The 24,895-nt window shown below is 49.2% G+C and carries 23 protein-coding genes; 1 reads left to right on the forward strand and 22 read right to left on the reverse strand.

Annotated elements, in window-relative coordinates; translation table 11 throughout:
* The 19 genes from ylqF to ACTHUE_RS00565 all read right to left on the reverse strand — a co-directional run.
* A partial coding sequence (ylqF, locus tag ACTHUE_RS00475; RefSeq protein WP_440422987.1) for a ribosome biogenesis GTPase YlqF occupies positions 1-868 on the reverse strand: 868 nt, incomplete at its 3' end.
* A gap of 91 nt (positions 869-959) precedes the next feature.
* Positions 960-1,184: a protocatechuate 3,4-dioxygenase gene (locus ACTHUE_RS00480; RefSeq protein ID WP_039862229.1), complete on the reverse strand. Its 225-nt coding sequence runs from the start codon at positions 1,182-1,184 to the stop codon at positions 960-962.
* Positions 1,185-1,218: 34 nt separating this feature from the next.
* Positions 1,219-2,073 (reverse strand): RNase adapter RapZ, encoded by an 855-nt coding sequence (gene rapZ / locus ACTHUE_RS00485; RefSeq protein ID WP_004520067.1) that lies wholly within the window; start codon positions 2,071-2,073, stop codon positions 1,219-1,221.
* Positions 2,054-3,016 carry an HPr(Ser) kinase/phosphatase gene (gene hprK / locus ACTHUE_RS00490; protein ID WP_004520066.1) on the reverse strand — a complete coding sequence of 321 codons (963 nt, stop codon included), beginning with the start codon at positions 3,014-3,016 and terminating at the stop codon, positions 2,054-2,056. Before hprK ends, rapZ begins: the two co-directional genes overlap by 20 nt.
* A gap of 3 nt (positions 3,017-3,019) precedes the next feature.
* Positions 3,020-3,469, reverse strand: a complete 450-nt coding sequence (gene ptsN, locus ACTHUE_RS00495) for a PTS IIA-like nitrogen regulatory protein PtsN (RefSeq protein ID WP_039862228.1) — start codon at positions 3,467-3,469, stop codon at positions 3,020-3,022.
* Positions 3,470-3,737: 268 nt separating this feature from the next.
* Positions 3,738-4,658, reverse strand: coding sequence for a 4-hydroxybenzoate octaprenyltransferase (gene ubiA / locus ACTHUE_RS00500; protein WP_049336445.1), 921 nt, complete (start codon positions 4,656-4,658; stop codon positions 3,738-3,740).
* A gap of 173 nt (positions 4,659-4,831) precedes the next feature.
* Positions 4,832-5,326 (reverse strand): chorismate--pyruvate lyase family protein, encoded by a 495-nt coding sequence (locus ACTHUE_RS00505; protein ID WP_004520063.1) that lies wholly within the window; start codon positions 5,324-5,326, stop codon positions 4,832-4,834.
* Entirely contained in the window at positions 5,316-5,972 is a 657-nt protein-coding gene (gene bioD / locus ACTHUE_RS00510; protein ID WP_004520062.1) for a dethiobiotin synthase, read from the reverse strand. Before bioD ends, ACTHUE_RS00505 begins: the two co-directional genes overlap by 11 nt.
* The gene (bioA, locus tag ACTHUE_RS00515; protein ID WP_070588287.1) at positions 5,969-7,258 is read right to left on the reverse strand and encodes an adenosylmethionine--8-amino-7-oxononanoate transaminase; all 1,290 of its coding nucleotides are present in this window, start codon (positions 7,256-7,258) and stop codon (positions 5,969-5,971) included. Before bioA ends, bioD begins: the two co-directional genes overlap by 4 nt.
* 52 nt (positions 7,259-7,310) lie before the next feature.
* Positions 7,311-8,216 (reverse strand): DMT family transporter, encoded by a 906-nt coding sequence (locus ACTHUE_RS00520; RefSeq protein ID WP_004520059.1) that lies wholly within the window; start codon positions 8,214-8,216, stop codon positions 7,311-7,313.
* 193 nt (positions 8,217-8,409) lie between these two features.
* Positions 8,410-9,612, reverse strand: coding sequence for a tryptophan synthase subunit beta (gene trpB / locus ACTHUE_RS00525; RefSeq protein ID WP_004520058.1), 1,203 nt, complete (start codon positions 9,610-9,612; stop codon positions 8,410-8,412).
* A 111-nt stretch (positions 9,613-9,723) separates the two neighbouring features.
* Positions 9,724-10,134 (reverse strand): hypothetical protein, encoded by a 411-nt coding sequence (locus ACTHUE_RS00530; RefSeq protein ID WP_004520057.1) that lies wholly within the window; start codon positions 10,132-10,134, stop codon positions 9,724-9,726.
* Positions 10,135-10,138: 4 nt separating this feature from the next.
* Positions 10,139-10,741: a hypothetical protein gene (locus ACTHUE_RS00535; RefSeq protein WP_004520056.1), complete on the reverse strand. Its 603-nt coding sequence runs from the start codon at positions 10,739-10,741 to the stop codon at positions 10,139-10,141.
* A gap of 36 nt (positions 10,742-10,777) precedes the next feature.
* On the reverse strand, positions 10,778-11,398 hold the full coding sequence (locus tag ACTHUE_RS00540; RefSeq protein WP_004520055.1) for a phosphoribosylanthranilate isomerase: 621 nt from the start codon (positions 11,396-11,398) through the stop codon (positions 10,778-10,780).
* 402 nt (positions 11,399-11,800) lie between these two features.
* Positions 11,801-14,026 carry a DNA internalization-related competence protein ComEC/Rec2 gene (locus tag ACTHUE_RS00545; RefSeq protein ID WP_049336435.1) on the reverse strand — a complete coding sequence of 742 codons (2,226 nt, stop codon included), beginning with the start codon at positions 14,024-14,026 and terminating at the stop codon, positions 11,801-11,803.
* Positions 14,027-14,084: 58 nt separating this feature from the next.
* Positions 14,085-15,131, reverse strand: coding sequence for an RHS repeat protein (locus tag ACTHUE_RS00550; RefSeq protein WP_440361187.1), 1,047 nt, complete (start codon positions 15,129-15,131; stop codon positions 14,085-14,087).
* A 353-nt stretch (positions 15,132-15,484) separates the two neighbouring features.
* Complete coding sequence (locus tag ACTHUE_RS00555) at positions 15,485-15,880, reverse strand: hypothetical protein (RefSeq protein ID WP_049344844.1); 396 nt, start codon at positions 15,878-15,880, stop codon at positions 15,485-15,487.
* 153 nt (positions 15,881-16,033) lie between these two features.
* Positions 16,034-16,609 carry a hypothetical protein gene (locus ACTHUE_RS00560; RefSeq protein ID WP_049344845.1) on the reverse strand — a complete coding sequence of 192 codons (576 nt, stop codon included), beginning with the start codon at positions 16,607-16,609 and terminating at the stop codon, positions 16,034-16,036.
* A gap of 2 nt (positions 16,610-16,611) precedes the next feature.
* On the reverse strand, positions 16,612-18,711 hold the full coding sequence (locus ACTHUE_RS00565) for an RHS repeat-associated core domain-containing protein (protein WP_440361188.1): 2,100 nt from the start codon (positions 18,709-18,711) through the stop codon (positions 16,612-16,614).
* Positions 18,712-18,858: 147 nt separating this feature from the next.
* Here ACTHUE_RS00565 and ACTHUE_RS00570 point away from each other — a divergent pair, with 147 nt between their 5' ends.
* Positions 18,859-18,981 (forward strand): hypothetical protein, encoded by a 123-nt coding sequence (locus tag ACTHUE_RS00570; RefSeq protein WP_432760552.1) that lies wholly within the window; start codon positions 18,859-18,861, stop codon positions 18,979-18,981.
* A gap of 175 nt (positions 18,982-19,156) precedes the next feature.
* On the opposite strand, the gene ACTHUE_RS00575 is transcribed toward ACTHUE_RS00570, so the two are convergent.
* The 3 genes from ACTHUE_RS00575 to ACTHUE_RS00585 form a co-directional block, all read right to left on the reverse strand.
* Positions 19,157-19,573, reverse strand: coding sequence for a CTP synthase (locus ACTHUE_RS00575; RefSeq protein WP_440361190.1), 417 nt, complete (start codon positions 19,571-19,573; stop codon positions 19,157-19,159).
* Positions 19,574-20,022: 449 nt separating this feature from the next.
* Positions 20,023-20,607, reverse strand: a complete 585-nt coding sequence (locus tag ACTHUE_RS00580; RefSeq protein ID WP_004521126.1) for a hypothetical protein — start codon at positions 20,605-20,607, stop codon at positions 20,023-20,025.
* An 18-nt stretch (positions 20,608-20,625) separates the two neighbouring features.
* Positions 20,626-24,768, reverse strand: a complete 4,143-nt coding sequence (locus ACTHUE_RS00585; RefSeq protein ID WP_440361191.1) for a DUF6531 domain-containing protein — start codon at positions 24,766-24,768, stop codon at positions 20,626-20,628.
* Positions 24,769-24,895: the final 127 nt, after the last annotated feature.

Consider the following 24,895-nt stretch of genomic DNA (forward strand, 5'->3'; position numbering starts at 1 on the left):
TCTGTCTGGCTTTTTTCAGCCAAGCCTCCCATTGGTTTGGCGTTTCCAGCGTGATTCTGCCGATTTTGCCTTCGCGGAAATCAGTCAGGATATTTTCAGCGGCCTTTTGGTAGTTGACCCGTCCGCCACTCAAAACCGCACCGCGTTTTTTGGCAATCCACTCCAGCCAAGAAGTATCGTCCCAATGGCTGCTTGGATCTTTGTCGGCTTGATAGCGCTCTTGCAACAGAGCCAGATAATGGCGGCGGAGGTAATCCAAAAGCTCAAGTGCCACTTCTTCTTCATCCAGCGCGTTGCGTCCGACTGCACCGCCGGCCGCAAGGTTATAGCCGCCTTCTTCGACGATAATTTTTGGCCACAACATACCCGGGGTATCGTAAAGCCAGAAATCGTCTGCAAGGAAAAGGCGCTGTTCGGCTTTGGTAATACCGGGTTCATTACCGGTTTTGGCAGATTTTTTGCCGATCATGCCGTTAATCAAGGTGGATTTGCCGACGTTGGGGATACCGCAAATCAGGACACGCAGCGGCTTCTCGATACCTTGGCGATGCGGAATCATGGCGCGGCAGGCTTGGGTAATTTTGCTATGCGCGCCAGTTTCGGAAGAATCAAGCGCAATGGCGCGGGTATCTTGGCGGCTGTTGTAGTGTTCGAGCCAAACTCTGGTACGCTCGGGATCGGCAAGGTCTTGCTTGTTTAAGATTTTGAGTTTTGGCTTGCCTTTGGACAACTGGGCAAGCAAGGGGTTTTCGCTGGAAGCAGGCATACGCGCGTCCAACATCTCAATCACCATATCAACGCTTTTAATGCGTTCGGCAATGGCTTTTTTTGCCTTATTCATGTGGCCGGGAAACCATTGGATAGCCATGTCTTTTTATTCTTTCTATTCGTATCTGAGGCCGTCTGAACAATTATTTTTTCAGACGGCCTCGGCATTTGGATAATCGGTCAATCGGGATTTAGAGGTTGCCATGCTCGTAGCTGTAATAACCTGCTTCATCCATACATTGCTCAAACGTCTTGGATGTATTTCCATTTTGAACTTGCGATTTGCAGGTATTGATTTGGCGGGAAACTTCAGCTTCGCTCGCGCCGGTGCGGTGCCAACGGTAAGCAGTGACAGGTTCTGTTGCACAGGCGGTCAAGATAAGCAGGGATAATGCGGTCAGACTGATTTTTTTCATGGTTTCTTCCTTTGAGGCCGTCTGAAACGGCAAGTTAGCGTCCTGCCAAGCTTTGTGCCTGACGATGGCGGACAAGGAGTTCGTAACGGCCTTTGAGGCGTTCGGCCAGTTTTTCCACAACATAAACGGAGCGGTGCTGACCGCCGGTACAACCGATGGCAATCGTCACATAACTACGGCTCTCTTGCTGCAGGCGCGGTAACCAGCGGCTAATAAAATGGTCGATGTCATCAACCATTTCTTGAGCCAACGGCTGCTGACCCAAATAATCTTGAATAGGCTTATCCATGCCGGTAAAGGGGCGTAATTCCGGATCGTAATACGGATTGGGTAGGCTGCGCATATCAAACATAAAGTCGGCATTGTTGGGGACGCCGTATTTGAAACCAAAGGATTCAAGAATGACCAGCAAACCGACACGTTCAATATTGAGCCATTGTTGCACAGCATAACGCAGCTGCTGTGCGTTCATTTTGGACGTATCGATGCAATATGCGATGTCTCTAAGCGGGAAGAGCCATTCGCGTTCTTTTTGCAGGCTTTCCAACAAAGTCAGATTATGGCCGGACAAAGGGTGTCCGCGGCGGGTTTCTGAGAAGCGGCGAACCAACACACCCTCTTCCGCTTCAATAAAGAGGACTTCGACTTGATGCCCTTCATGACGCAAATATTGGATTTGCTCTTGCGCTTCCTGAATATTGATACCGGAACGGATATCAACGCTGACACCAAGCTGGGTTTCTTCGCCGCGTTCAATATGGTACAACACCAGCGAAGGCAACATTTCCAAAGGCAGATTATCAACGCAATAAAAGCCTGAATCTTCGAGTTGTTTGAGGGCTACGGATTTTCCTGAGCCGGATAAGCCGCTAATCAGGACGATTTTCATGGTTTTGTTCGTTTTCTTTGAGTTGTGTTTGATGGCGTTCGAGGAATTCTTTGGTGCTGTCTTTACCGCGCAATTGAAGGATGTAATTGCGCACTGCAGCTTCAACCAATACTGCTAAGTTTCGACCGATTGCAACAGGCAGGGTAACGGAACGGATGCTGACGTTGAGGATAGACTCTGTTTCGGTACGGATGCTCAATCGATCGAGTTGTTTCATGTATCCGTCGTCGGCCGGAACCAAATTAATAATCAGCTGGAGGATTTTTTTCGGACGGATGGAGGTTTCGCCAAAAATATGGCGGATATTGAGTATGCCCAAGCCGCGTACTTCGAGGAAATCACGCAGCATAGGCGGGCAACGGCCTTCCAGCATTTCTGGACCGGTACGGAAAAGTTCGACTGCATCATCGGCAATCAGGCTGTGGCCGCGCGAAATCAGCTCCAATGCCAATTCGCTCTTACCCAAGCCGGATTGTCCAGTAATGAGTACGCCCACTTCAAATACATCCAAAAATACGCCATGCTTGATGGTGGAAGTTGCCAATGTCCGTTGCAGATAAATCCGCAAAACGTCCATCAGGTGCGGGCTTTCCTGTTTGGAAGTCAGCAAGGGGATACTGTTGGTATGGCAATAATCGCGTAATTTGGGCGAAACCGGCAAACCGTTGGCGACGATGACCAAAGACATGGGAATGTCGAAAAGCTCGCCGAAATCATAGTTGAGTTCGCCCGATTCCAGACGGCGTAAATATTCGGCTTCGGCTACGCCGACAACTTGAATTTGGTTGGGATGGATAAAGTTTAAATGGCCGACCAAGGCCAAGACGGGTTTATCGGCTTCGACACCGATACGGTTGTCCGCGCCGGAATTGCCGGCAGCCCAAGCAAGTTCGAGTTTGTGCTGATTGTCGGAAAACAGGCGGCGGACAGATATGCTGGGCATGAATTACTCTTCGGTCAGGAGTGTGCGTACTTCTTCGGCAGAAGTCGCGGCCATCAATGCTTCACGGATGGCTTTTTGAGAGAATCTGCCGGCCAGTTTGGACAAGACTTCCAAATGTTCGCCGGTAGCGTTTTCAGGCACAAGCAGGATAAAAATCAGGGAAACGGGTTTGCCGTCGGGCGCATCAAAGGCGACCGGCTCTTTGGTACGGATAAACGCACCGGTGGCTTTTTTCACGCATGCGTGACGGCCGTGAGGAATCGCCACCCCCTGCCCCAAACCGGTCGAACCAAGTTTTTCACGGGCAAACAGGCAGTCGAACACGTTGGTATTCGGTAATTCTGCTTCATTCTCCAGCAGCTGTGCAGCCTCTTCAAACAGACGCTTTTTGCTGCTGACTTCCAAATCCAAAACGATATGGGACAAAGGTAAAATTTCGCCGATCAGGCTCATGTGTATCTCTTTTAAATGTCGCAAAACAATGGGATTGTACCGATTGTCGGTGCAAATCTCAATCCTGAAGGCGTAATTTACACTCGCCCTGCTAACATTTTCCATGTTGTTTTTGATATTTTTTAACGAACTGGAAATAATCCAACCATTTGATTATAATTAATTTAAAGTAAAAATTCCATCATTGGCTAAATCATGGTTTAAATAAAAAGGGGTATGTCCGGCATACCCCTTTTCCCTTCTTTTCAGACGGCCTCAACCTAGTTTTTTAAAACAATTTGGAAACCAAAAACAACCAGAAATAATGGCAGACCAATCCGCAAAACCACGCCAAGCCGATGCGGTTGTTGGCCAAAAATGTTTGGAAGCACAACTGGCGGTCGCGCGTACGGATAGCGGCATACTGCTGATACTGCCAATAAACGGTTATCGGCAATACCAGCCAATAAGGCCAAGTTGCGCCGATTTTAATACCCAGCACCACCATCAATACGGTAAACCAAAAATGGCAAAGCATAGAGGCGGTAATATCGTGATGACCAAATGTGATTGCCGAAGTTTTAATACCGATTTTCAAATCATCTTCTTTGTCCGCCATGGCATAAATCGTGTCGTAAGCCAGCGTCCATAAGGCATTAGCGGTAAACATCAGCCATGCTTCGGGAGGCACTCGGCCTTGCACGGCGGCAAAGGCCATGGGAATACCGAACGAAAATGCCAGCCCCAAATAAAACTGCGGCAATGGAAAAAAGCGTTTGGTGAAAGGATATGTGATGGCCAAAAATAAGGCCGGAAGGCTCATCAGCCAAGTAAAACGGTTGAGCGGCACCAAGCATAAAGCCGCCATCAGACACAGCATGACGGTCAAAAGCAGCGCTTCGGTTTTAGAAACCAAACCTTTGGCAAACGGGCGGTTTTTGGTGCGCTCTACTGCACCGTCAAAATTGCGGTCGGCAAAGTCATTCACGACGCAACCTGCGCTGCGCATTAGAAATGTGCCTGCGGTAAAGGCAATAAAAATATCCGCGTTGGGAACGCCTTTAGACGCAATCCACAATGCCCAATAAGTCGGCCACAGCAAAAGCAGTGTACCAATGGGTTTGTCGACGCGCATCAGCTTGGCGTATATCACCATCCGTCCGACAGCGTAACGCGGTAGAATTTGTAGGAAAAATCGCCTTATGTTCATTGATGTAATGTGTCGTTGTTTATATATCGATTCGGAAGGAAAGGTTTTTTAGAGCCTTAGCTCTTATTATAATTTATTGCCGTCTAAAATTAAACAGATCTTAACAATTTAATTTATTGTATTATAACAGAATTATGACAAACATCGGTAATTGGTTTTATTTTCAGACAGCCTTAGCGGTATAAATCTATTAATTTCAATAAGAAATATTCTGTTAATTCCAATGTTTCGCCGTTCCAATCAAAATAGGAACGGCGCGCGGTAACAGGCCGTCTGAAAGATGGATGGTCGGAATCTTCAAAACGAAGAAACTCAAAATCCGAACGTTTCAACGGCAATGTACCGTCAAACAGGCGCTCGCCCAAAGGCTGCGTTCCGCAATCCAATAATTCTGTCCATAGACGGCTGTCCGGTCGGCACGCGCTTCTGGCTTGTATCACTGTTTCGCCGTCCAGTTTGAGCAAAACATCGCGTACAAAGATTTCGTCTCCGTTTTCCGCACCCTTCGTCAAACCCAAATACACCGGCTCGACTGAAAACTCCTTGCCGGAAGCGCGCAGAGCGGCAGTTAACGAAGAAACGGTCAGCAGATGTTCAGCATCAGACGACAAAAGACTTGAAGCTTCGGCATGTGAACAAAGCGTGCCACGCGGTATATCAAGCTCCATCTGACACCTCTGTTTTGGCCAACTCCTGCCATTTGGCTTCGGGAAACTCATCTTTCAGACGGCCTTTAAGATATTCCAAGGTATCGCCGGCAACGGTTTCATCTTTACTGTCGTGAATATGGTTGAAAATCAGACTATGCAATTGGATGCCGTATTGTTTGAGCGCGGAGAAGCTGAGCAGGGTGTGGTTGATGCTACCGAGCCGTCCGCTGGTAACGAGGATGACGGGATAAGCCTGTTGCTGAATATAATCAATGGTCAACAAATCTTCCGTCAGCGGAACCATCAATCCGCCCGCGCCTTCGACCAAAACGATTTCGTATTGCGTCGCCAACTCTTGAGTGGTGGTACGGATTTTATCCAAATCCAAAGCCCTGCCGTCAAGACGGGCGGCGAGATGGGGCGAGGCTGGATAGCTGAAGATTTCGGGCATGGTCAGCCCTTGTTTGTCGGCTTCCTGCATGGGTATGCCCATGATTTTGCGGTGGACGACGATGTCTTCGGCAATGTCTTGGCAACCGGTTTGCACGGGCTTTTGCGTAATCACGCTTTTACCCTGCTGCAACAATTGTTTTGCCAACACGCCGGTGACGACGGTTTTGCCGATGTCCGTGTCTATGCCACTAACGAAGTAAACGCCTTTCATTTGCTGTGTTCCTTCAAGATTTGTACGGTTTTGTCGGCAAGTTCGGTCAAGAGGTCGTCTGGAATAATGTAAGGCGGCATGAGATACACCAGCCTGCCGAAGGGGCGCACCCAAATTCCTTGCGCCACGCAATCCGCTTGAAAACGCGCCATATCCACGCCTTTTTCCAACTCGATCACCCCGATGGCACCCAAAACGCGTACGTCCTTCACGCCGCGAATGTCCCATGCAGCTTTCAGACGGCCTTTTAAGATGCTTTCGATGCGGCGGATATTTGCCTGCCAGTCTTGAGACAAAAGCAGCTTGACCGAGGCGCAGGCAACGGCACACGCCAGCGGGTTCGCCATAAATGTCGGCCCGTGCATAAATACGCCCGCTTCGCCGCGCGAAATCGTTTCGGTGACTTTTTGCGAAGTGATCGCCGTCGCCAACGTCATATAGCCGCCGCTCAAGCCCTTGCCGATACACATAATATCCGGCACGACATTCGCGTGTTCGCAGGCAAACATCTTGCCCGTGCGTCCGAATCCGGTAGCGATTTCATCAAAAATCAACACGATATCAAATTTGTCGCACAAATCGCGCAATCCGCGAAGATACTGCGGATGATAGAAATACATGCCGCCCGCGCCCTGCACGACCGGCTCTAAAATAAAGGCGGCGATATCCGCATGATGCGCTTCAAACAAGGCGCGGACAGGCTGCAAATCCGCCTCGTCCCATTCATCATCGAAACGGCTTTTCGGATTATCGACAAAATAACGCTGCGGCAACGCGCTGCCGAAAATATGGTGCATCCCCGTTTCCGGATCGCAGACGGACATCGCGTTCCAAGTATCGCCGTGATAACCGCGCCGCACCGTCGCAATATTCTGCTTCGCGGTCAAACCCCGCGCCTGCTGGTATTGCACCGCCATCTTCAGCGCGACTTCCACCGAAACCGAACCTGAATCCGCATAAAAAATACGGTCCAACCCCTGCGGCAAAATCCCGACCAACAACTTGCCCAGCTCTACCGCAGGCTCATGCGTCAAACCGCCAAACATCACATGCGACATTTGCTTAATCTGCGCCTCAACCGCCTGATTCAAAACAGGATGATTGTAGCCGTGTATCGCACACCACCAAGACGACATCCCATCAATCAGCCGCGTACCATCCGCCAATTCGATGTGCACGCCCTCCGCACGGCGCACCGGATAAACAGGCAACGGGTCGGTCATGGACGTATAGGGATGGAGCAGGTGGGTGCGGTCGAAATCGAGCAGGGGGGAATGTTCAGACATGTTGAAAACAATGGTTTGATCAGTTTCATTATTATATAACATATTTTCTATTTCAGACGGCACGTCTTCCGTACTGCATCAACACCAATCCGCCCACCGCTGCCAAACAGCCAGCAACCAAAGAAACATGCAATGCCTCGCCCAAAAACCAAGCGGAACACAAAATACCGAATACCGGCACCAAAGTGATGTACGCCGCCGCGCTGCCTGCGCCCAAAGTCTTCACGCCTTCAAAATACCACGCATAGCTCAAGACCGTTGCGCCGACAGACAGGCCAATTAAAGCAAACCAGCCCCTGCCGTCCATTTCGGCAAGCATGCCAAACGGCAGGCCGTCTGAAATCAACGCAGGCGGCAACAACATCATTGCACCCAGCCAAGCAGTAGCCACGGTGACCGTCAGCGCATCAATCCCCTGCAACACCGCCCTGCCCATCATCGTATAAGTAACCAAGCAGCAAAGGCTGCAAAACACCAGCACTTCGCCCCACCCTATGCCGCCGCCCGACAAAAATGCCGCAATCTCGCCATGCGTGACCGCCCATACCGAGCCTGCCACTGCCAACAACATACCCGACACAATCTTGCCGTTGAGCTTCTCGCCAAATAGCAAAGCCGCAAAAAACATCGTCAATACAGGATTGAACGTGACCAACACCGTCGCCCTTGAAGCAGGAAGCCGCTGCAAACCCAGCATAGACAACACAGTAAAACCAAATACGCCGAATGCCGCCGCCAGTGCCAACCCAAGCCATTGTTTGCGCGACAAAACCGCCAAAGTACGCAACCGATACCGTGCAAACAGCCAGCCCAAAAGCAAGATTGCCGCCGTCAAAAAGCGTAGCATACCGCCCGTTAAAGGCGGCAGCGCCTGTCCCAGCATCCGCCCCATCGGCCAAGATGCGCCCCAAAACGCCGCCATGCCCAATAGTTTTAGATGGATTGCTAAATGTTTCATGGTGATGGATAACTTGAATAATCAGTTTAGAAAGCGTACAAGCGCAGTTTGAAAGGATAAATTTCCTTAACCGCCGAGACTTGATAGAGTTTACGCGGATAAAATACTACGCTGATCATTATGGAAACAAAGGCCGTCTGAAAGACTGAAATCCAGCTTTTTCAGACGGCCTTTGCTGCTCAATCAATAAGACTTACAACTCAATGCCTTTGAGTTTCGCCACGGTATTAATGTCTTTATCGCCACGACCGGAGAGGTTGACCAAAATCACTTGGTCTTTGCTCATTTTCGGCGCGTTTTTCACCGCCCAAGCAACGGCATGGCTGGATTCCAGCGCAGGAATAATACCCTCAAAACGGCAAAGCAAATCAAAGGCTTCGAGTGCTTCGTCGTCTTTGGCAACAGTGTATTCCACGCGGTTGATGTCGTTCAAATGGCTGTGTTCCGGGCCGATGCCTGGGTAGTCCAAGCCTGCGGAAACGGAATGCGTACCCAAAACTTGACCGTTTTCGTCCTGCATCAAATAGCTGCGGAAACCGTGCAATACGCCGATAGGGGCTTTGCTGGTAATCGGTGCGGCGTGGTCGGGGGTATCCACGCCCAAACCGCCTGCTTCTACGCCGACCAAACGTACGTTTTCTTCTTCGATATAGGGATGGAACAAACCGATGGCGTTCGAGCCGCCGCCCACGCAGGCAACGGCAACATCAGGTTGGCGGCCGATGGCTTCCAACATTTGTTCTTTGGCTTCATTGCCGATCACGCATTGGAAATCGCGTACCATTTCCGGATACGGCGTAGGACCTGCGGCAGTACCGATGATGTAGAACGTATCGTCCACGCGCGCCACCCATTCGCGCATGGCTTCGTTCATCGCGTCCTTCAAAGTACGGCTGCCGCTGTCGACGCTGACGACATTCGCGCCAAGCAGCTTCATACGGAACACGTTGGGCATTTGACGTTGGATATCGTCCGCCCCCATGTACACGTCGCAAGTCATGCCGAAACGTGCGGCGACGGTGGCAGAAGCCACACCGTGCTGACCCGCGCCGGTTTCGGCAATCACGCGTTTTTTGCCCATGCGGCGGGCAAGCAATGCCTGACCGATGGTGTTGTTGACTTTGTGCGCGCCGGTGTGGTTCAAATCTTCACGCTTCAGCCAGATTTGTGCGCCGCCCAAATGCTCGGATAATCGCGCGGCATGGTAAACAGGGCTGGGACGGCCGACATAGTGTTTCAAATCATGGCGGAACTCTTCCCAAAATGAAGGATCTTCTTTCGCTGCTTTATAGGCTTCTGCCAATTCTTGCAAAGCAGGAATCAGGGTTTCGGAAACGTACAGGCCGCCGTGTTCGCCGAAAAAGCCGTTCTCGTCGGGAGCGTAATAATTTTTCATGGGATTTTTCCTTATTCGTTTTATGGTTTCAGACGGCCTGATTCAGTACAAGGCCGTATGAAAGTAAAATTGTCAGCAATTATAGCCGTTTTCCATTCATCTTGTCGGCAACTAATTGAATAATAATATCAGCAGACAAAATAGGAACAACAGCGTACAGCTCGATGTTGCAATCAATGCCGTACCCAACGGCGGCGCGATATATTTTTCTTCGTTTTTGTTTCTCAGGCATATTTTTAATGCCAACATCCCCAGCCACAGTGCCAGCAACCAACAACCCAAAAAGTTAAGCACAAGCAAAGCAATAATCAACTCATTGGTATTTATAGTGCTTACGTTCAAAAATATCCAATTAAGGCCGTTAACAGACATAACGACTGCAGATATTTGTATCACATACAAAAGCGTTCCGCCCAACAATACCTTGATATGCCATTGTTTGGCCTTCAGCCACACTGAGACGACATTAAAAAGCCACCACAAAGCCATAAACGTCATTAAAGAGATTTCATAACGGTCCATCGCTCTACTCCTGAAAAACAGTCAATCCAGCCATTTCAAAAAAAGCCCGATACGCCGCTGCTTTTTTCGCCAAACTCAAAGGATAGGCACGCGAAGTCGAAGGCAGGCGCGTCAGGGTCAACTCACGTCCAGCATAGGGGAACGGCACTGTTTCGCCGATCTTCGGCATTTTCATACCGTTGCCTTGAATCTCCAACAAAACTTCGGTTGCCTTGCCGCCGGTGGTACAAAGATGGCGGCACTCGGGCATTTGCGCCAATACTGCCGCCAAATCGACAGTTTCTATTACTTTTAAAAACTTATCCGAAGCATTGCCATGTTCGCGTATGGCCTTCAACACGGTCGGACAGGATGCAATGCCCTTCTCACTTAAAAACGCTTTGATTTTATCGGCATCAAACGCCTTTTCGCCCTGCCTTTGAAAATGCGCCACATCGCCAAAAAACACCAGCCCATACACGCGCCACATATCGTTTTGGAAATTCGGATAATGAAACTGCATCGCGTGTTTTTCTTCTTTAGGCGGAAACGTCCCCATCATCATGATCGTTGCCTGCGGCGGCAACAAGGCTGCGAAGGGGTGGGATTCAACGATTGGCTCTTGCATATATGTATTCCGGTTTCTTTGAATTCAAACAAAATTTCAGACGGCCTTTACTGCTTGAATAAACGCCGCCATTTTCTCCCTGCTCTTAACCCCGCCGGAGATTTCCACGCCACCGGACACATCTACCGCCGCAGCGCCGCTGATTTTTACCGCTTCGGCAACGTTTTCCGCAGTCAATCCGCCGGCAAGTATCCACGGTTTGCCGATATTGCCATGCAACATGGTCCAGTCGAAACTTTGTCCCGTACCGCCGTATTCAGTCGGATGATAGGCATCAAACAGCAAGGCGCGTGCATTCGGAAATTTGGCACAGGCCGTCTGAATATCGGCAGCGGACTGTACGCGCACGGCCTTCAAATACGGGCGGTCAAACCGACGGCAAAAATCATCGTCTTCATCGCCGTGAAACTGAATCACATCTATCGGCACCTGACGCAAAATCTCGCGGATGGTTTGCTCGTTTTCATTCACAAACAAGGCCACCACCGATACAAACGGCGGCAGGTTTTTCACAACCGCCTGCGCCTGCTCAATACTCACTGCCCGTTTACTCTTGGCATAAAACACCAGCCCGATGGCATCCGCGCCCAATTCGGCCGCGGCCAGCGCGTCTTCAGGTCGGGTAATACCACAAATTTTGGTGCGTATGGTGTTCATGGCGATAGCCTTTTTAAACAGTTGGGTCGGATATTATATAAGTTTAAGGCCGTCTGAACATGAAATATCAGGTTCAGACGGCCTTAAACTTTAAAACAACCATCAGCCGATAATATTGGCGGCTGTCAGTTGCGCAGCATCTTCATTATAGAAACGTGCGAACTCTGTGCTGCTTTAGGCTCTGCTTGATATACAGAACATCATACCGATTATTACTAATAACTTTGTAATTATTTTCCTCTTTTCTATTTGCCTATTATTTAATCAAATTTATTTTATCCTTTATTATCAATGAGTAAAATAAACTATCCACAATTGGATTCACACAAAATTTGGATAATGCCCGTCAATAAAAAATATTAAGGCTGTCTGAAAAGTCTTTCAGACGGCCTTTTAGCCTTTTTACTCAAACGGTTTCTTCTGCCAATAAAACTTATCCTTTTTCAGACGGCCTTGAAATATATCGTCCTGTCCCAAAGCAAACACCAACGCGCCAGACAAATCCGTTCTCAATAAAGTAATACCATGCGCGCGGACACGATTTTGTACGGCAACGGTCGGATGTTTGTAGGCATTGGCATAGCCGCTAGATGCCACGGCATATTGTGGCGAAACCGTATGCAAAAAGCTGCCTGACGAAGCCGTGCTGCTGCCGTGATGTCCCAACACCAACACTTGGCTATACAGCGCATTGCCGTATTTCTCAATCAAACCGGCCTCGCCTTTCACGCCCAAATCGCCGGTTATTAACAAGGCTTTTCCGTTTGCCACGACACGCAATACGCAGCTTTGGTCGTTATCTTCCTTGCCTGCATTTTCAGACGGCCTGAGCAACTCGAAATCTACGCCGTCCCATTGCCATTTGTCTTCTTGGCAAAACTCTGCATTCGGATAAAATTCAGGTTGTCCGGCAAGCAATTTATCGGTACCGACAGCCGCCACACTTTGAAAACCGCCGTCATGGTCAATATCATGGTGCGACAAAATCAGGCTGTCCAAACGGCGCACACCCATCGCGTTCAAACTCGGCACTATACCTGTTTGCGCCACTTGCTCCGTTCCCGTATCAAACAAAAGATTGCGGTTACGCGTTTGTATCAACACCGACAAACCTTGTCCTGCATCCATCACCGTAACTCTTGCCACCCCCTCCTCCAGCTTGGCAGGACGGTAAAACACAAAGCCCAATAAAACCAGACATGCCCAAGGTTTTAAGCCCATTCCTTTAGGCAGCAATAACAGTAAAGCCGCCATCATCGCCAACACAAGCAAAGGCACGGGCGCCGCTGCGACGGCAAATTCAGGCGATACCATAGCCAGCCATAGCAAACCGCGTAAAGTATATTCCGCCAAAAATGCCGCTACCAACTGGACAAGTTCAAACGGAAAAACCGAACCCAGCAAAGCCAACGGCGTCAACACCCAAGAAAACCAAGGAATAGCCAGCGCATTAACCAACGGACTGAGCAAAGGTAACGAAGCAAACAAATAGCCCAGCAATACCACCGACAATACAGTCGCTGCCCATTGTCCCCGTACAGCCAACCGCCAGCCCGACTCTTTCAGACGGCCTGATGAAGCCCAAATCAAAGCAGCAACCAAACCGAAAGACAACCAAGTTCCCACGCCCAATACAGCCAACGGATCCAACAACAAAACAACGGCCAAAGCCTGCCACCACGCCGTCCAGCCCGAGCCGCCACTGCCGCGCCACCATGCCCACGCAAACGCAGCCAACATCAACACACTGCGTTGCGTCGGTACGGAAAAACCGGCCAAAAGCGCATAAAACAAAGCACCGGCAACACCGCCTGCCAATATCCACACACGCGGTTTTGCCGGAATCCACGGCAAATAACGGAAAATTCGCTTAATCAGCCAGGCAAACAATACCGCCACCATCGTCACATGCAGGCCCGAAATACTGACCAAGTGTGTCAGCCCCAAAGGGCGGAATGCCTGCCACAAAGGCGGCCTCAACGCCGATTGCTCGCCAATACTCAAAGCACGCATCAGCCCTATGCCGTCTGAAAACTCAGGATATTTGTCCCCTGTTCTCTGCCAACTCCGGCTTACCGCATCACGCATATTAGCCAAACCGAAACCGCCACCTTGCCGCACGAGTTTCCTGTCGCGCCCCAAAGTACCCATGCCATCGATACCATTGGCCAAAGCCCATATTTCACGGTTCAAACCGCGCACATTCACTTCACCGATCACCGGCCTTACCCGCGCCGATACAGACCACCTGCTGCCCACCGCCCAATCGCGCCGCTGATAATCCGACAACATCAAATCAAAAGCCTGCCCCTGTTCATCCCAAGCCCTTGCCGCAAACTGCACGCGCCGACCATCATCACGCGGCATATCCGCCACTTCAACCGTCAAAACTTTAGCCGCCACCTCCCCTGCAGGCCATTGACCGGCCAACACCAGCCCGGTCGGCCACACTCCAAACGCCATACCCACGCAAACAGCCAGCACCAACCAAGCCACAGCAAATTTTCGACACAACGCAAGCGCGCCAATGATTACAGACAACCAAGCCCACCATGGCGGCACAAACGGCAACGCAAACGAAAGCACTACACCCACCACCCAAGCAGGCAACACAAACCGCCACGCCATGAACATTTTCCCTTAAATTATGATTATTAGATATGTAATAATAAATGCTTTTAGTAGATTATGACAAATATTTGATTGCAGTATTTATGACCTGAATCCGTCCGATTTTGTCGTAGATGTAATTGAGTACGCCGCTTCTTTGGTCGGCACTTTGAATCAGGTTGCCGGCTTTGTCATAGGCGTAGGTATGACCCAACGCGTTGGTGCGTTTGAGCGGCAGTCCGTCCACTGCGAGCTCGTAAGCGGTTTTGGCACCAAGTCCGTCGATGTGGGCGGTCAGCCGGTTGAGGCGGTCGTATTCGAAGGTTTCGTGACTGCCGTCGGGATAGTCGGTACGGACGGGGTTGCCTGCTGCGTCGTAGTGGTGGCGGGTGGTATGGCCCAGCGCATCGGTAACGGTTTCGAGATCGCCGTATTCGGTGTAACCGAAACGGGTGGTTTCGCCGGTACAGTCGGTAAAGCAGACGAGTTGGTCGAGGGTGTCGTAGTGTAGGCGTCGGGTTTTACCTAAGGCGTCGGTAATGGTTTCGGGCAGCCATTGGGCGTTGTAGCCGTAGCTTGTGGTGTAACCGGCGGGGTCGGTGATGCTGATGAGGTTGCCGCGCTTGTCGTAATCGTAGGCGGTAATCCTGCCTGCAGGATCGTTGACGGTAATCGGCAGGTTGAGGGTTTCGTGGTAGTCGATTTGAGTGCTGCTGCCGTCCGGGGCGGTGATGGCGATGACATTGCCTTCGGTATCGTAGAGATAGCGGGTTTCGCGTCCGAGGGGGTCGCGTTCTACGGTAATGCGGCCATAGTCGTCGCGTTCGCTGTCGCTGCGTTGTCCGTCGGCGTCGATGCGGTAGACGAGTTCGCGGTTTTCGTCGAAACCGTACACTTCCGTCCGTCCCAATGCGTCGGTAACGACGGTATGGTCTTTGCGGTAGGCGAACGTCCATTCTTCACCGAGGTTGTTGCTGCTCTTGAGCACTTTGCCGTCGGTGTCGTAACGGTCGTATTCGTAGCGGGACACCAGTCCGTCGGGCTGGTTGTGTTCGACCATGATGTGGTTGCGATAGGCGAAACCGCGCAGTTTTTTGCCGTCACGTCCGTAAACGGCGGTCAAATCGCCGTAGCCGGAATCGACTTCGGCAAACAGCAGCCTTGCACCGCCGTCGGGCGAGGCAATTTGGCAGAGGTCGTCTGAAAGTCGGTTTTCAGACGACCTCTATGTTAACTACTAATGAGATTGTTAAAGAACAAATGTTTCAGACGACCTCAAAGAAGATAGTGAGGTCGTCTGAAAAACAGAAACCGCGTGCGTGCGTACCGCACACACTCCACGTCAGGACTTAAGGTTTTGTCCGGGCTATGGCTTGCTTATCCGTAAGGAAACAAACGAAGGTCATCTGAAAGTTATGTTTCAAACTACCCTATGGTTTGGTTTTGTCTTGACTCAACCAACTTACTGGGTTTGCTTTAATATTTTTCCCAGGATAAATCTAAATCGTTTTGTGGAATACATCCCATAGTCAAACATTTTACAGCACATTTGAATGCTATTTCTTTAGATAAAATATATTTAGACTCAAATAAGCCAATTTGCCCTCCCGTATTTAATTCTATTTTTAAGGTACTTCCTTCGTTAGGGTTTATTAAATTAAAAATGATGCCATTTTCTTCACCTGTTACAACATATTTCCCTCCCCCTCCACCAATCATTAAATAGTTTTCTTCTGATAAAACTAAATTTACAAGAGTATGTTGCTTAGCATCTAATTTTTCTAAAATTTCTAAAAGTCTTTCCGAGGAATTAATATGATAAACCTCTTCCTTACAATGAGATCCATTCCAGTTATCCAAAGTAATTTCCATAATAACTTCCTCTAATGAGATTGTTAAAGAACAAATGGTTCAGACGACCTCAAAGAAAGTATTGAAGTCGTCTGAAAAACAGAAACCGCGTGCGTGCGTTCCGTTCGCACTCTACATCGGAATTGTAGGTTTCATTGGCTACAGCTTGCTCATTTATAGAGACTGTATTAATTCTATATATCTGTCTGTTTTTTTATCCCAAAAAATGTACAAATAAGTAGTATCATGCTTCAACTTCGATATATCTAACTGCCCTAGAAACATTGCGGGAATATTATCAATGATAGGCCAACCAGGCTCCTGTAACCATTTGGGATGTTTATCCATGCAAATAAAATGTTCCTTAATAATCTTTTTAAAAGTGGTCACCGTCTTAGGTTTGTACTTATCATACAAGAAATTTAAATAACCCATATCAGCTGGTATCCAGTTAGGAATAGCCTCCAAAATCAAATCGAATTTTTTTTCTGTCGTTGAATTTGAAGAGTACGGTATATGTTTGTAATCTAAAATTTCCCTGAAAATATCCATCAAGTTTAACTTTGCATCAAGAGATGTCAAATCCTGACTAATTAAATATTCATAAGTGGAATTACTATTCATATAAGGTTTAGCTTTAGTATTTTCCAACAGGGAAATTAATTCTTGATTGGAAGACAACGCCATTTCCAATTCTTCAGTTGATAATTTTTCTTCCACAAAATTCTTTAAAATTTCTATTGCTTTCATAGCTAATTTCCTAGATTCCTATAAGGGTCAAGCGCTGCATGTTGTTCTCTAGTTACTTCTCTCAAATTAAAAGGACTATGCCTATCTGCATGACCTAAGCGTTGTGGCACATGATGATGCAACTCCATGGGATTTCCATTTGCATCTAAAGGAGCACGTCCTCTTTTCATTCTACTCATATTTGCAGGAGAAAATTCTCCTGTACCTTTCGAGGCTAAATACCTATTTTTCCAGTATCTTGACCTAACAACATCCCAAGATGGCATATCACCGTTAGGTAATGGTTTATCAATACGCTCGCCTCTTTTCCAACGTTTGAATAAATTCTTTAACAGCGGTTTAGGTTTATTTGGTTTATTTTTGTTGGCCGGGCACAGTCCCCAAACATCAAGCCATTCCTGCGCATTCGGAGCAAACTGATACAGATTCTCCCCACCCAACAACCCAATCGGGTCCTGATTCACAAACCTCCCCGCCTCAGGCTCGTAATACCTCATCAGGTTGTAATGCAACCCGGTCTCTTCATCATAATACTGGTTCTGCAATCTGAACGGCTGATGCGCGTTCTTGTAAACCCGCTCATCCTTTTTCAGACGACCCCAGGCGGTGTATTCGCCGTACCACAAAAGATTGCCGTGGATGTCGGTCATCTCGCGCGGGATGCCGACTTGGTCGTTGTGGAAATAGGCGAGGTATTGTTTGCCGTCTTTGGCGTTGTCAAAGACTTGCGCCAGCGGTTCGTAGCTGTCTTGGTCGGTGTAGAGATAGGTGTAGCTGCCTTTATAGGTGTATTCCTGCAACAGGCGGCTGCCGTCCCAGACGAAGTGGGTGCGTTTTGGGTCGGTACTTGTCCAGGCAAGTTTGTCTTGGCGTTCTTTGGAGAGCCTTCTGCCGAACGGGTCGTAGGCGTATGTCCAGATTTCGGTGTTGCCGACGGGCTTTTTGATTTCGGCGCGGACAAGTTGATTTTCTAAATCGTATTGGTAATATTGGTTTTCGCCGTCGGGCAACTGGCGGTAGATCAGGTTGCCCAAGGCGTCGTAGGTGTATTCGATGCCGTTGTATGATTCTAGGCGGTTTCCGCTGCTAATGTTACTGCCTTTGCCCTTCCCTTCGGCTATTTTGTCGGAAAGGATGTTGTGGGCGGGGTCGAAGGCGAATGTTTCGCTGCGGCCGGTTTGGCTGTTGCGGGCTTCTTGAATCCGTCCGATTTTGTCGTAAACGTAATTAAGGACGCCACTTCTTTGGTCGGCACTTTGAATCAGGTTGCCGGCTTTGTCATAGGCGTAGCGGCGGTTGACGGCGCCGCCGGCCAACGGGTTTTGTTTGCCGTGAAGCGTTTGTGTGCCGTTCTGGATGGTACGCTGGCTTTTTAGACGACCCATGGGGTCGTAGTCGTACAGGCTGCTGATGCTGCCCTGCGTCCTTTGGATTTCGCGGTGCAGTTTGTCGCGTTCGATGTCGCTGACGACTTCGCCGTCGAGGCTGATTTGGTGCAGGTGTCCGCTACCGTAGTACAGGTAATCGATATGGCGGCCGTCGGGCAGGATGGTACGGATGCGGTTGCCCAACGGGTCGTATCGATAGCCTACGGTGGCGCTTTGTCCGTTGTGGACGGTGGTTTCGCCGATGAGGCGGTCGAGTTCGTCGTAGGCGAGTTCGACGATGCTGTAGTGGTTGCGGGCTTTGGTCAGGTTGCCGGTAATGGGGTCGTATTCGAAACGGGTGCGGCTGATGCCTTCGTCTTTGCTTTGTCCGTTGCGGCCGGAGACTTTGCGGCTTTGTTTTTCGATCAGTTGGCCGAGGATGTTGCGTTTGAACCGGTGGATGTGCCAAGTCTCGGGACGCTCTTTCAGACGACCTTTATCGGTGCTTTGACCGTATTCGGTCTGTTGGACCAGTTGTCCGGCGGCATCATAGCCGTAGGCGGTGATTTTGCCGTCCCAGCCGGTTTCTTGGATCAGGTTGTCGGTTTGGTCGTAATCGAGACGGTAGGTTTCGCCGTTTTCGTTGGTGAGGACGGTCAGACGGCGGGCTTTGTCGTAGGCGTAGGCGAAGGTATGGCCCAACGCGTTGGTGCGTTTGAGCGGCAGTCCGTCCACTGCGAGCTCGTAAGCGGTTTTGGCACCAAGTCCGTCGATGTGGGCGGTCAGCCGGTTGAGGCGGTCGTATTCGAAGGTTTCGTGACTGCCGTCGGGATAGTCGGTACGGACGGGGTTGCCCGCTGCGTCGTAGTGGTGGCGGGTGGTATGGCCCAGCGCATCGGTAACGGTTTCGAGATCGCCGTATTCGGTGTAACCAAAACGGGTGGTTTCGCCGGTACAGTCGGTAAAGCAGACGAGCTGGTCGAGGGTGTCGTGGTTAACTGCTAATGAGATTGTTAAAGAGCAAATGCTTCAGACGACCTCAAAGAAAGTATTGAGGCCGTCTGAAAAACAGAAACCGCGTGCGTGCGTACTGCACACCCCCTACGTCAGGGCTGAAGGTTTTGTGTAGGCTGCGGCTTACCCTACATCGGAATTGGAAGTTTCATTTGCTACAGTTCGATTACACCTTGATAAAACATTCAAAAAAATCAAAGTGATTTTTATCAAATGCAATTAATAACTTGCCTTCAGGAATTTTTTTCCCTGTCATACCTCCTATACAAATCCCGAGATTCTTAAAAAGAATATATTTTTTTCCTTCGATAAATTCTGAATCGATGGCTTTAAGGTCTTCGATTGAATTTTTAAATATATCAATATCTCCTAATATGGGATTAGAATCTTTTAAGCAATATCCATAAACCAATTTATCGTTTTCATAAACTAACTCACAAGCATTCCTATATTCCACCTTATTATTCATAATATTATCTTCAACCATTCTTGCTGGTTTTCCATATTTTTCTTGTACGTCCTCAAGAGAAGTACCAAATACAAAATCACCAATTGATTCATATGGCTTAATCAAGTAGGTCATATTAACCCTTTCTAATATATTTACATTAATAAAATAGGAACATTTACCAATAATTCTACGCAGTCTTGCTGCCTGTTTCCTAGAAATTAATCCCTGCCGTTTAGTATCTGAAATCATTCTCCCACATGATTTTATATACGCCTTTTATTCTATTTCAAAGGCAGCAGTATGATATGAAAACCCTTTCGTGCGCAGAATTTTGACAAAATAAGATGAAGGTTGTCTGAAAGTTAGTTTTCAGACAACCTCTATGTTAACTGCCAATGAGATTGTTAAAGAACAAATGGTTCAGACGACCTCAAAGAAGATAGTGAGGTCGTCTGAAAAACAGAAACTGCGTGCATGCAACATACACTCTACGTCAGGACTGAAGGCTTTGTCCGAGCTACGGCTTGCTAGAATTTAACGTTTCATGTGGAAGATGACTTACTATATGATTAAATATTTGTTTAAGTCGTTTGTACGAAGAATAATCCACCCGATAGATCTCGATTTATAAAAATATATCCTATGTTCTCAGTTAAATAAAAAATTTCATTTACTTCTTTAGGTAGATCCATTCCTAAGATTTGACCTATGAAAATATATTTTTCTAGAAAATCATCACCTTCTTGTTGTAAATATTCAGGTTGTCCTCCTAAAAAACTCATTTCATCTAAATTCTCAATAGGATTAATTGGATAAAATTCATCTAGGTTAAACTTGAACTGACTTTTATCTCCGACGATAACTTTCGTGTATCCTTGAATAGCATCGTCAATTTCAGTAATGTAGTCAAGAAAATAATCTTCTTTATCATAATAAGAAAAAACGTAAATTGCTTTATCTTTATATTCCTTCCCCTGAAAATCTGTTTTAAATTGAGGTGCAATAGTTAATAAATTCTCAATCGGTATGAAAGCGATCAATGCTAACTCATGACCATCTGGCGCTATCACTTTATTTGAATAGTCTAAATCTAGCCCAACTAATATATCATTTATATTGGACTTACTATCTAAAAAGTTAAAATTAACGTATCCATTTTTTTTCATTTAAATTCTCCTAAAAATTTAAGGACATTTCTTACCTGTTTTTTTCAATTTTCTAAGAAATTTTTTAGCTTCTTTTCTTAATCGTTTTCTTTGAGCTTTAGGAGTTCCCGTTTTTCTCAATCCTCCTTGAGCAATATCAATCTCTCGATGTAAATCAGTATGCATTTGATTTCTACCCAAACCATAATGAGAACGCCTAATCTCTGCTTCATGGTAATGAGTGCCACCAATCCCTCTAGTATCTTTTGCTGGCCCTCTTGTATGATGATCCAAATCTAAAGCAATAGCTGGATTCTGGCTTAATCGATTATTTTTAGTTGTATAACCATTTTGAACTAATGCTTCATGCCTAATTAACTCATGGGCTTGTAAGCCATCTCCAACATGAGTACTACTATTAAGACTCCCATAGGTACCTATATCAAATAAATTAGCTAGCCCTAAAGGATCAACCCAAGCCTGTGTACTTGGCGCAAAAGCATACAGATTATCCCCACCCAACAGCCCAATCGGATCCTGATTCACAAACCGCCCGGCCTCAGGCTCGTAATACCGCATCAGGTTGTAATGCAGTCCGGTCTCTTCATCGAAGTATTGGTTTTGCAATCTGAACGGCTGGTGCGCATTCTTGTAAACCCGCTCGTCCTTTTTCAGACGGCCCCAGGCGGTGTATTCGCCGTACCATAAGAGATTGCCGTGGATGTCAGTCATTTCCCTCGGTATGCTGATTTGATCATTGTGGAAATAGGCGAGGTATTGTTTGCTGTCTTTGGCGTTGTCAAAGATTTGCGCCAGCGGTTCGTAGCTGTCTTGGTCGGTGTAGATATAGGTGTAGCTGCCTTTGTAGGTGTACTCCTGAAGTAATCGCGTTCCGTCCCAGACGAAGTGGGTGCGTTTCGGGTCGGTACTGGTCCAGGCAAGTTTGTCTTGGCGTTCTTTAGAAAGACGTCGTCCGAACGGGTCGTAGGCGTATGTCCAAATCTCGGTATTGCCGGCGGGCTTTTTGATTTCGGCGCGGACGAGTTGGTTTTCGAGATCGTATTGGTAATATTGGTTTTCGCCGTTGGGCAGCTGGCGGTAGATTAGGTTGCCCAATGCGTCGTAGGTGTATTCGATGCCGTTGTATTCTTTGAGGCGGTTGCCGCTGACAAGATTGTTGCCCTTTCCTTCGGCCGCTTTGTCGGAAAGGATGTTGTGGGCGGGGTCGAAGGCGAAGGTTTCGCTGCGGCCGCTTTGGCTGTTGCGGGCTTCCTGAATACGTCCGATTTTGTCGTAAACGTAATTAAGGACGCCGCTTCTTTGGTCGGCGCTTTGAATGAGGTTGCCGGCTTTGTCGTAGGCGTAGCGGCGGTTGACGGCGCCGCCGGCCAATGGGTTTTGTTTGCCGCGGAGTGTTGGTGTGCCGCTCCAGACGGTACGCTGGCTTTTCAAACGACCCATGGGGTCGTAGTCGTACAGGCTGCTGATGCTGCCCTGCGTCCTTTGGATTTCGCGGTGCAGTTTGTCGCGTTCGATGTCGGTTATGACTTCGCCGTCGAGGCTGATTTGGTGCAGGTGTCCGCTGCCGTAGTAAAGGTAATCGATAGGGCGGCCGTCGGGCAGGATGGTGCGGATGCGGTTGCCCAACGGGTCGTATTGGTAGCCTACGGTGGCGCTTTGGCCGTTGTGGACGGTGGTTTCGCCGATGAGGCGGTCGAGTTCGTCGTAGGCGAGTTCGACGCTGCTGTGCTGGTTGCGGGCTTTGGTCAGGTTGCCGGTAATCGGGTCGTATTCGAAACGGGTGCGGCTGATGCCTTCATCTTTGCTTTGTCCGTTGCGACCGGAGACTTTGCGGCTTTGTTTTTCGATCAGTTGGCCGAGGATGTTGCGTTTGAAATGATGGATGTGCCAAGTTTCGGGACGGTCTTTCAGACGGCCTTCATGATTGCTTTGGCCGTATTCGGTCTGGTGGACCAGTTGTCCGGCGACATCGTAGCCGTAGGCGGTGATTTTGCCGTCCCAGCCGGTTTCTTGGATCAGGTTGTCGGTTCGGTCGTAATCGAGACGGTAGGTTTCGCCGTTTTCGTTGGTGAGGACGGTCAGACGGCGGGCTTTGTCGTAGGCGTAGGCGTAGGTATGGCCCAGCGCGTTGGTGCGTTTGAGCGGCAGTCCGTCCACTGCGAGTTCGTAGGCGGTTTTGGCACCGAGTCCGTCGATGTGGGCGGTCAGACGGTTGAGGCGGTCGTATTCGAAGGTTTCGTGACTGCCGTCGGGGTAGTCGGTACGGACGGGGTTGCCCGCTGCGTCGTAGTGGTGGCGGGTGGTATGGCCCAGCGCATCGGTAACGGTTTCGAGATCGCCGTATTCGGTGTAACCGAAGCGGGTGGTTTCGCCGGTACAGTCGGTGAAGCTGACGAGTTGGTCGAGGGTGTCGTAGTGTAGGCGTCGGGTTTTGCCTAAGGCGTCGGTAATGGTTTCGGGCAGCCATCGGGCGTTGTAGCCGTAGCTTGTGGTGTAACCGGCGGGATCGGTGATGCTGATGAGGTTGCCGCGTCCGTCGTAATCGTAGGCGGTAATCCTGCCTGCGGGATCGTTGACGGCAATCGGCAGGTTGAGGGTTTCGTGGTAGTCGATTTGAGTGCTGCTGCCGTCCGGGGCGGTGATAGCGATGACATTGCCTTCGGTATCGTAGAGATAGCGGGTTTCGTGTCCGAGGGGGTCGCGTTCTACGGTAATGCGGCCATAGTCGTCGCGTTCGCTGTCGCTGCGTTGTCCGTCGGCGTCGATGCGGTAGACGAGTTCGCGGTTTTCGTCGAAACCGTACACTTCCGTCCGTCCCAATGCGTCGGTAACGACGGTATGGTCTTTGCGGTAGGCGAACGTCCATTCTTCACCGAGGTTGTTGCTGCTTTTAAGCACTTTGCCGTCGGCGTCGTAACGGTCGTATTCGTAGCGGGACACCAGTCCGTCGGGTTGGCTATGTTCGACCATGATGTGGTTTCGGTAGGCGAAACCGCGCAGTTTTTTGCCGTCTCGTCCGTAAACGGCGGTCAAATTGCCGCAGCCGTCGTAGTCGTAGCGCACCAATTCCTTGCCGTTGAAGGTGACGGAAGTAAGGCGGTTGACGTAGAAACGTTCGTCTTCGGAAACGAATACGTCCCGTTCTCCGGCCGGGTCGAAGTCGGGATCGTTGTCGTGCAGACGGATGGAGGAGAATACGGGCTGAAAGTGTCGGCCACTGCCGTCGTAAATGCTGTGCGGCAGTCCGTTGTCGTTGTAGCAGAGGCGGATATGGCGGCCGTTGCGGTCGAGTTGTGCGACCAGTTGGAAAATGCCGCAGCCGGAATCGACTTCGGCAAACAGTAGCCGTGCGCCGCCGTCGGGGGAGGCGATTTGGTAGAGGTCGTCTGAAATCTGAGAAAAGAAGATTTGTTCGTAAGGATCAAAATAGGCGTTATCCAGACCGTAGGGATCTTCTTCGGCGGAAGCAGGTCTTGGGGCAGCCTCTTCTTCATATAAATCGTCTTCATCTTCGTCGGCTGCGGAATAAGGCTCGTCCGCTTCGTCGCTGATATCCGGCAACGAAATTTCCCTGCCCTGTTCATCAATATAGAGGAAACCGTCGGCAGTGCGGACAAGACGCATGGAGAACGGCAGCGACCAACCCTGTCCCAGCCAGCCGTTGCCTATTTGGTCGGAATAGTAGCTGCGCTGCCAAACAAGTGGAAGCGGGGAGTCAAATGCAAAGTCAGTCTCTGTTTCATCAAATAATACTTTGATACCGAGTACGGCATTGACAGGATTACCGATAGCTGCTGCAACCTTACAGGGAATACAGTGACCATGACCAGAAGTAACTACCCCACCATCAGAACCTGCTCCGCTGCCCCCGCCAAAACCACTGACCATCTTTCGTGAAGGCAGTCTAACACTAGGCAAACCTGGGACCATTGAAGCGAGCGAAACCACATCAGATACAGCATCAGCCACATTAGCTGCAGCAGAGTCAGGAGCAACCAAAGAAAGGGCACTAGAGGCAACATCGGCCACCATCTCTATCACATCTACCGGCCCGGCTGCATTAGTCAGCGGCTCAGGCGGATTGGCAGAACCTTGAGACACCATGGCAGGTGCAGAAGGCTGAGGAACAAGAATACCTATGGTGTTACCGGAAGAGGACATGCGATTACTCCGTCGAAATCCTAATTAATCTACAAGTAGAAACCTCAAAACAAGGAACCTCAATCACTTTCTGAGGACTTTGAACACATTATTTTGCAAAAATTATAACAAACAATAAGCTATAAAT

Source organism: Neisseria sp. P0021.S005 (assembly GCF_051956955.1).

Excerpts from the sequence above, each read along its gene's own strand:
- ACTHUE_RS00520 (WP_004520059.1), bottom strand. The coding sequence starts at position 8,216 with ATGAAACATTTAGCAATCCATCTAAAACTATTGGGCATGGCGGCGTTT.
- ACTHUE_RS00540 (WP_004520055.1), bottom strand. The coding sequence starts at position 11,398 with ATGAACACCATACGCACCAAAATTTGTGGTATTACCCGACCTGAAGAC.
- ACTHUE_RS00575 (WP_440361190.1), bottom strand. The coding sequence starts at position 19,573 with ATGACCTACTTGATTAAGCCATATGAATCAATTGGTGATTTTGTATTT.
- trpB (WP_004520058.1), bottom strand. The coding sequence starts at position 9,612 with ATGAAAAATTATTACGCTCCCGACGAGAACGGCTTTTTCGGCGAACAC.
- ACTHUE_RS00570 (WP_432760552.1), top strand. The coding sequence starts at position 18,859 with ATGGCCCAGCGCATCGGTAACGGTTTCGAGATCGCCGTATTCGGTGTA.
- bioA (WP_070588287.1), bottom strand. The coding sequence starts at position 7,258 with ATGTCTGAACATTCCCCCCTGCTCGATTTCGACCGCACCCACCTGCTC.
- bioD (WP_004520062.1), bottom strand. The coding sequence starts at position 5,972 with ATGAAAGGCGTTTACTTCGTTAGTGGCATAGACACGGACATCGGCAAA.
- ACTHUE_RS00530 (WP_004520057.1), bottom strand. The coding sequence starts at position 10,134 with ATGGACCGTTATGAAATCTCTTTAATGACGTTTATGGCTTTGTGGTGG.
- rapZ (WP_004520067.1), bottom strand. The coding sequence starts at position 2,073 with ATGAAAATCGTCCTGATTAGCGGCTTATCCGGCTCAGGAAAATCCGTA.
- ACTHUE_RS00580 (WP_004521126.1), bottom strand. The coding sequence starts at position 20,607 with ATGAAAAAAAATGGATACGTTAATTTTAACTTTTTAGATAGTAAGTCC.
- ACTHUE_RS00545 (WP_049336435.1), bottom strand. The coding sequence starts at position 14,026 with ATGGCGTGGCGGTTTGTGTTGCCTGCTTGGGTGGTGGGTGTAGTGCTT.
- ACTHUE_RS00505 (WP_004520063.1), bottom strand. The coding sequence starts at position 5,326 with ATGGAGCTTGATATACCGCGTGGCACGCTTTGTTCACATGCCGAAGCT.
- ACTHUE_RS00480 (WP_039862229.1), bottom strand. The coding sequence starts at position 1,184 with ATGAAAAAAATCAGTCTGACCGCATTATCCCTGCTTATCTTGACCGCC.
- ACTHUE_RS00585 (WP_440361191.1), bottom strand. The coding sequence starts at position 24,768 with ATGTCCTCTTCCGGTAACACCATAGGTATTCTTGTTCCTCAGCCTTCT.
- ptsN (WP_039862228.1), bottom strand. The coding sequence starts at position 3,469 with ATGAGCCTGATCGGCGAAATTTTACCTTTGTCCCATATCGTTTTGGAT.
- ACTHUE_RS00555 (WP_049344844.1), bottom strand. The coding sequence starts at position 15,880 with ATGGAAATTACTTTGGATAACTGGAATGGATCTCATTGTAAGGAAGAG.
- ACTHUE_RS00535 (WP_004520056.1), bottom strand. The coding sequence starts at position 10,741 with ATGCAAGAGCCAATCGTTGAATCCCACCCCTTCGCAGCCTTGTTGCCG.
- hprK (WP_004520066.1), bottom strand. The coding sequence starts at position 3,016 with ATGCCCAGCATATCTGTCCGCCGCCTGTTTTCCGACAATCAGCACAAA.
- ACTHUE_RS00560 (WP_049344845.1), bottom strand. The coding sequence starts at position 16,609 with ATGAAAGCAATAGAAATTTTAAAGAATTTTGTGGAAGAAAAATTATCA.
- ubiA (WP_049336445.1), bottom strand. The coding sequence starts at position 4,658 with ATGAACATAAGGCGATTTTTCCTACAAATTCTACCGCGTTACGCTGTC.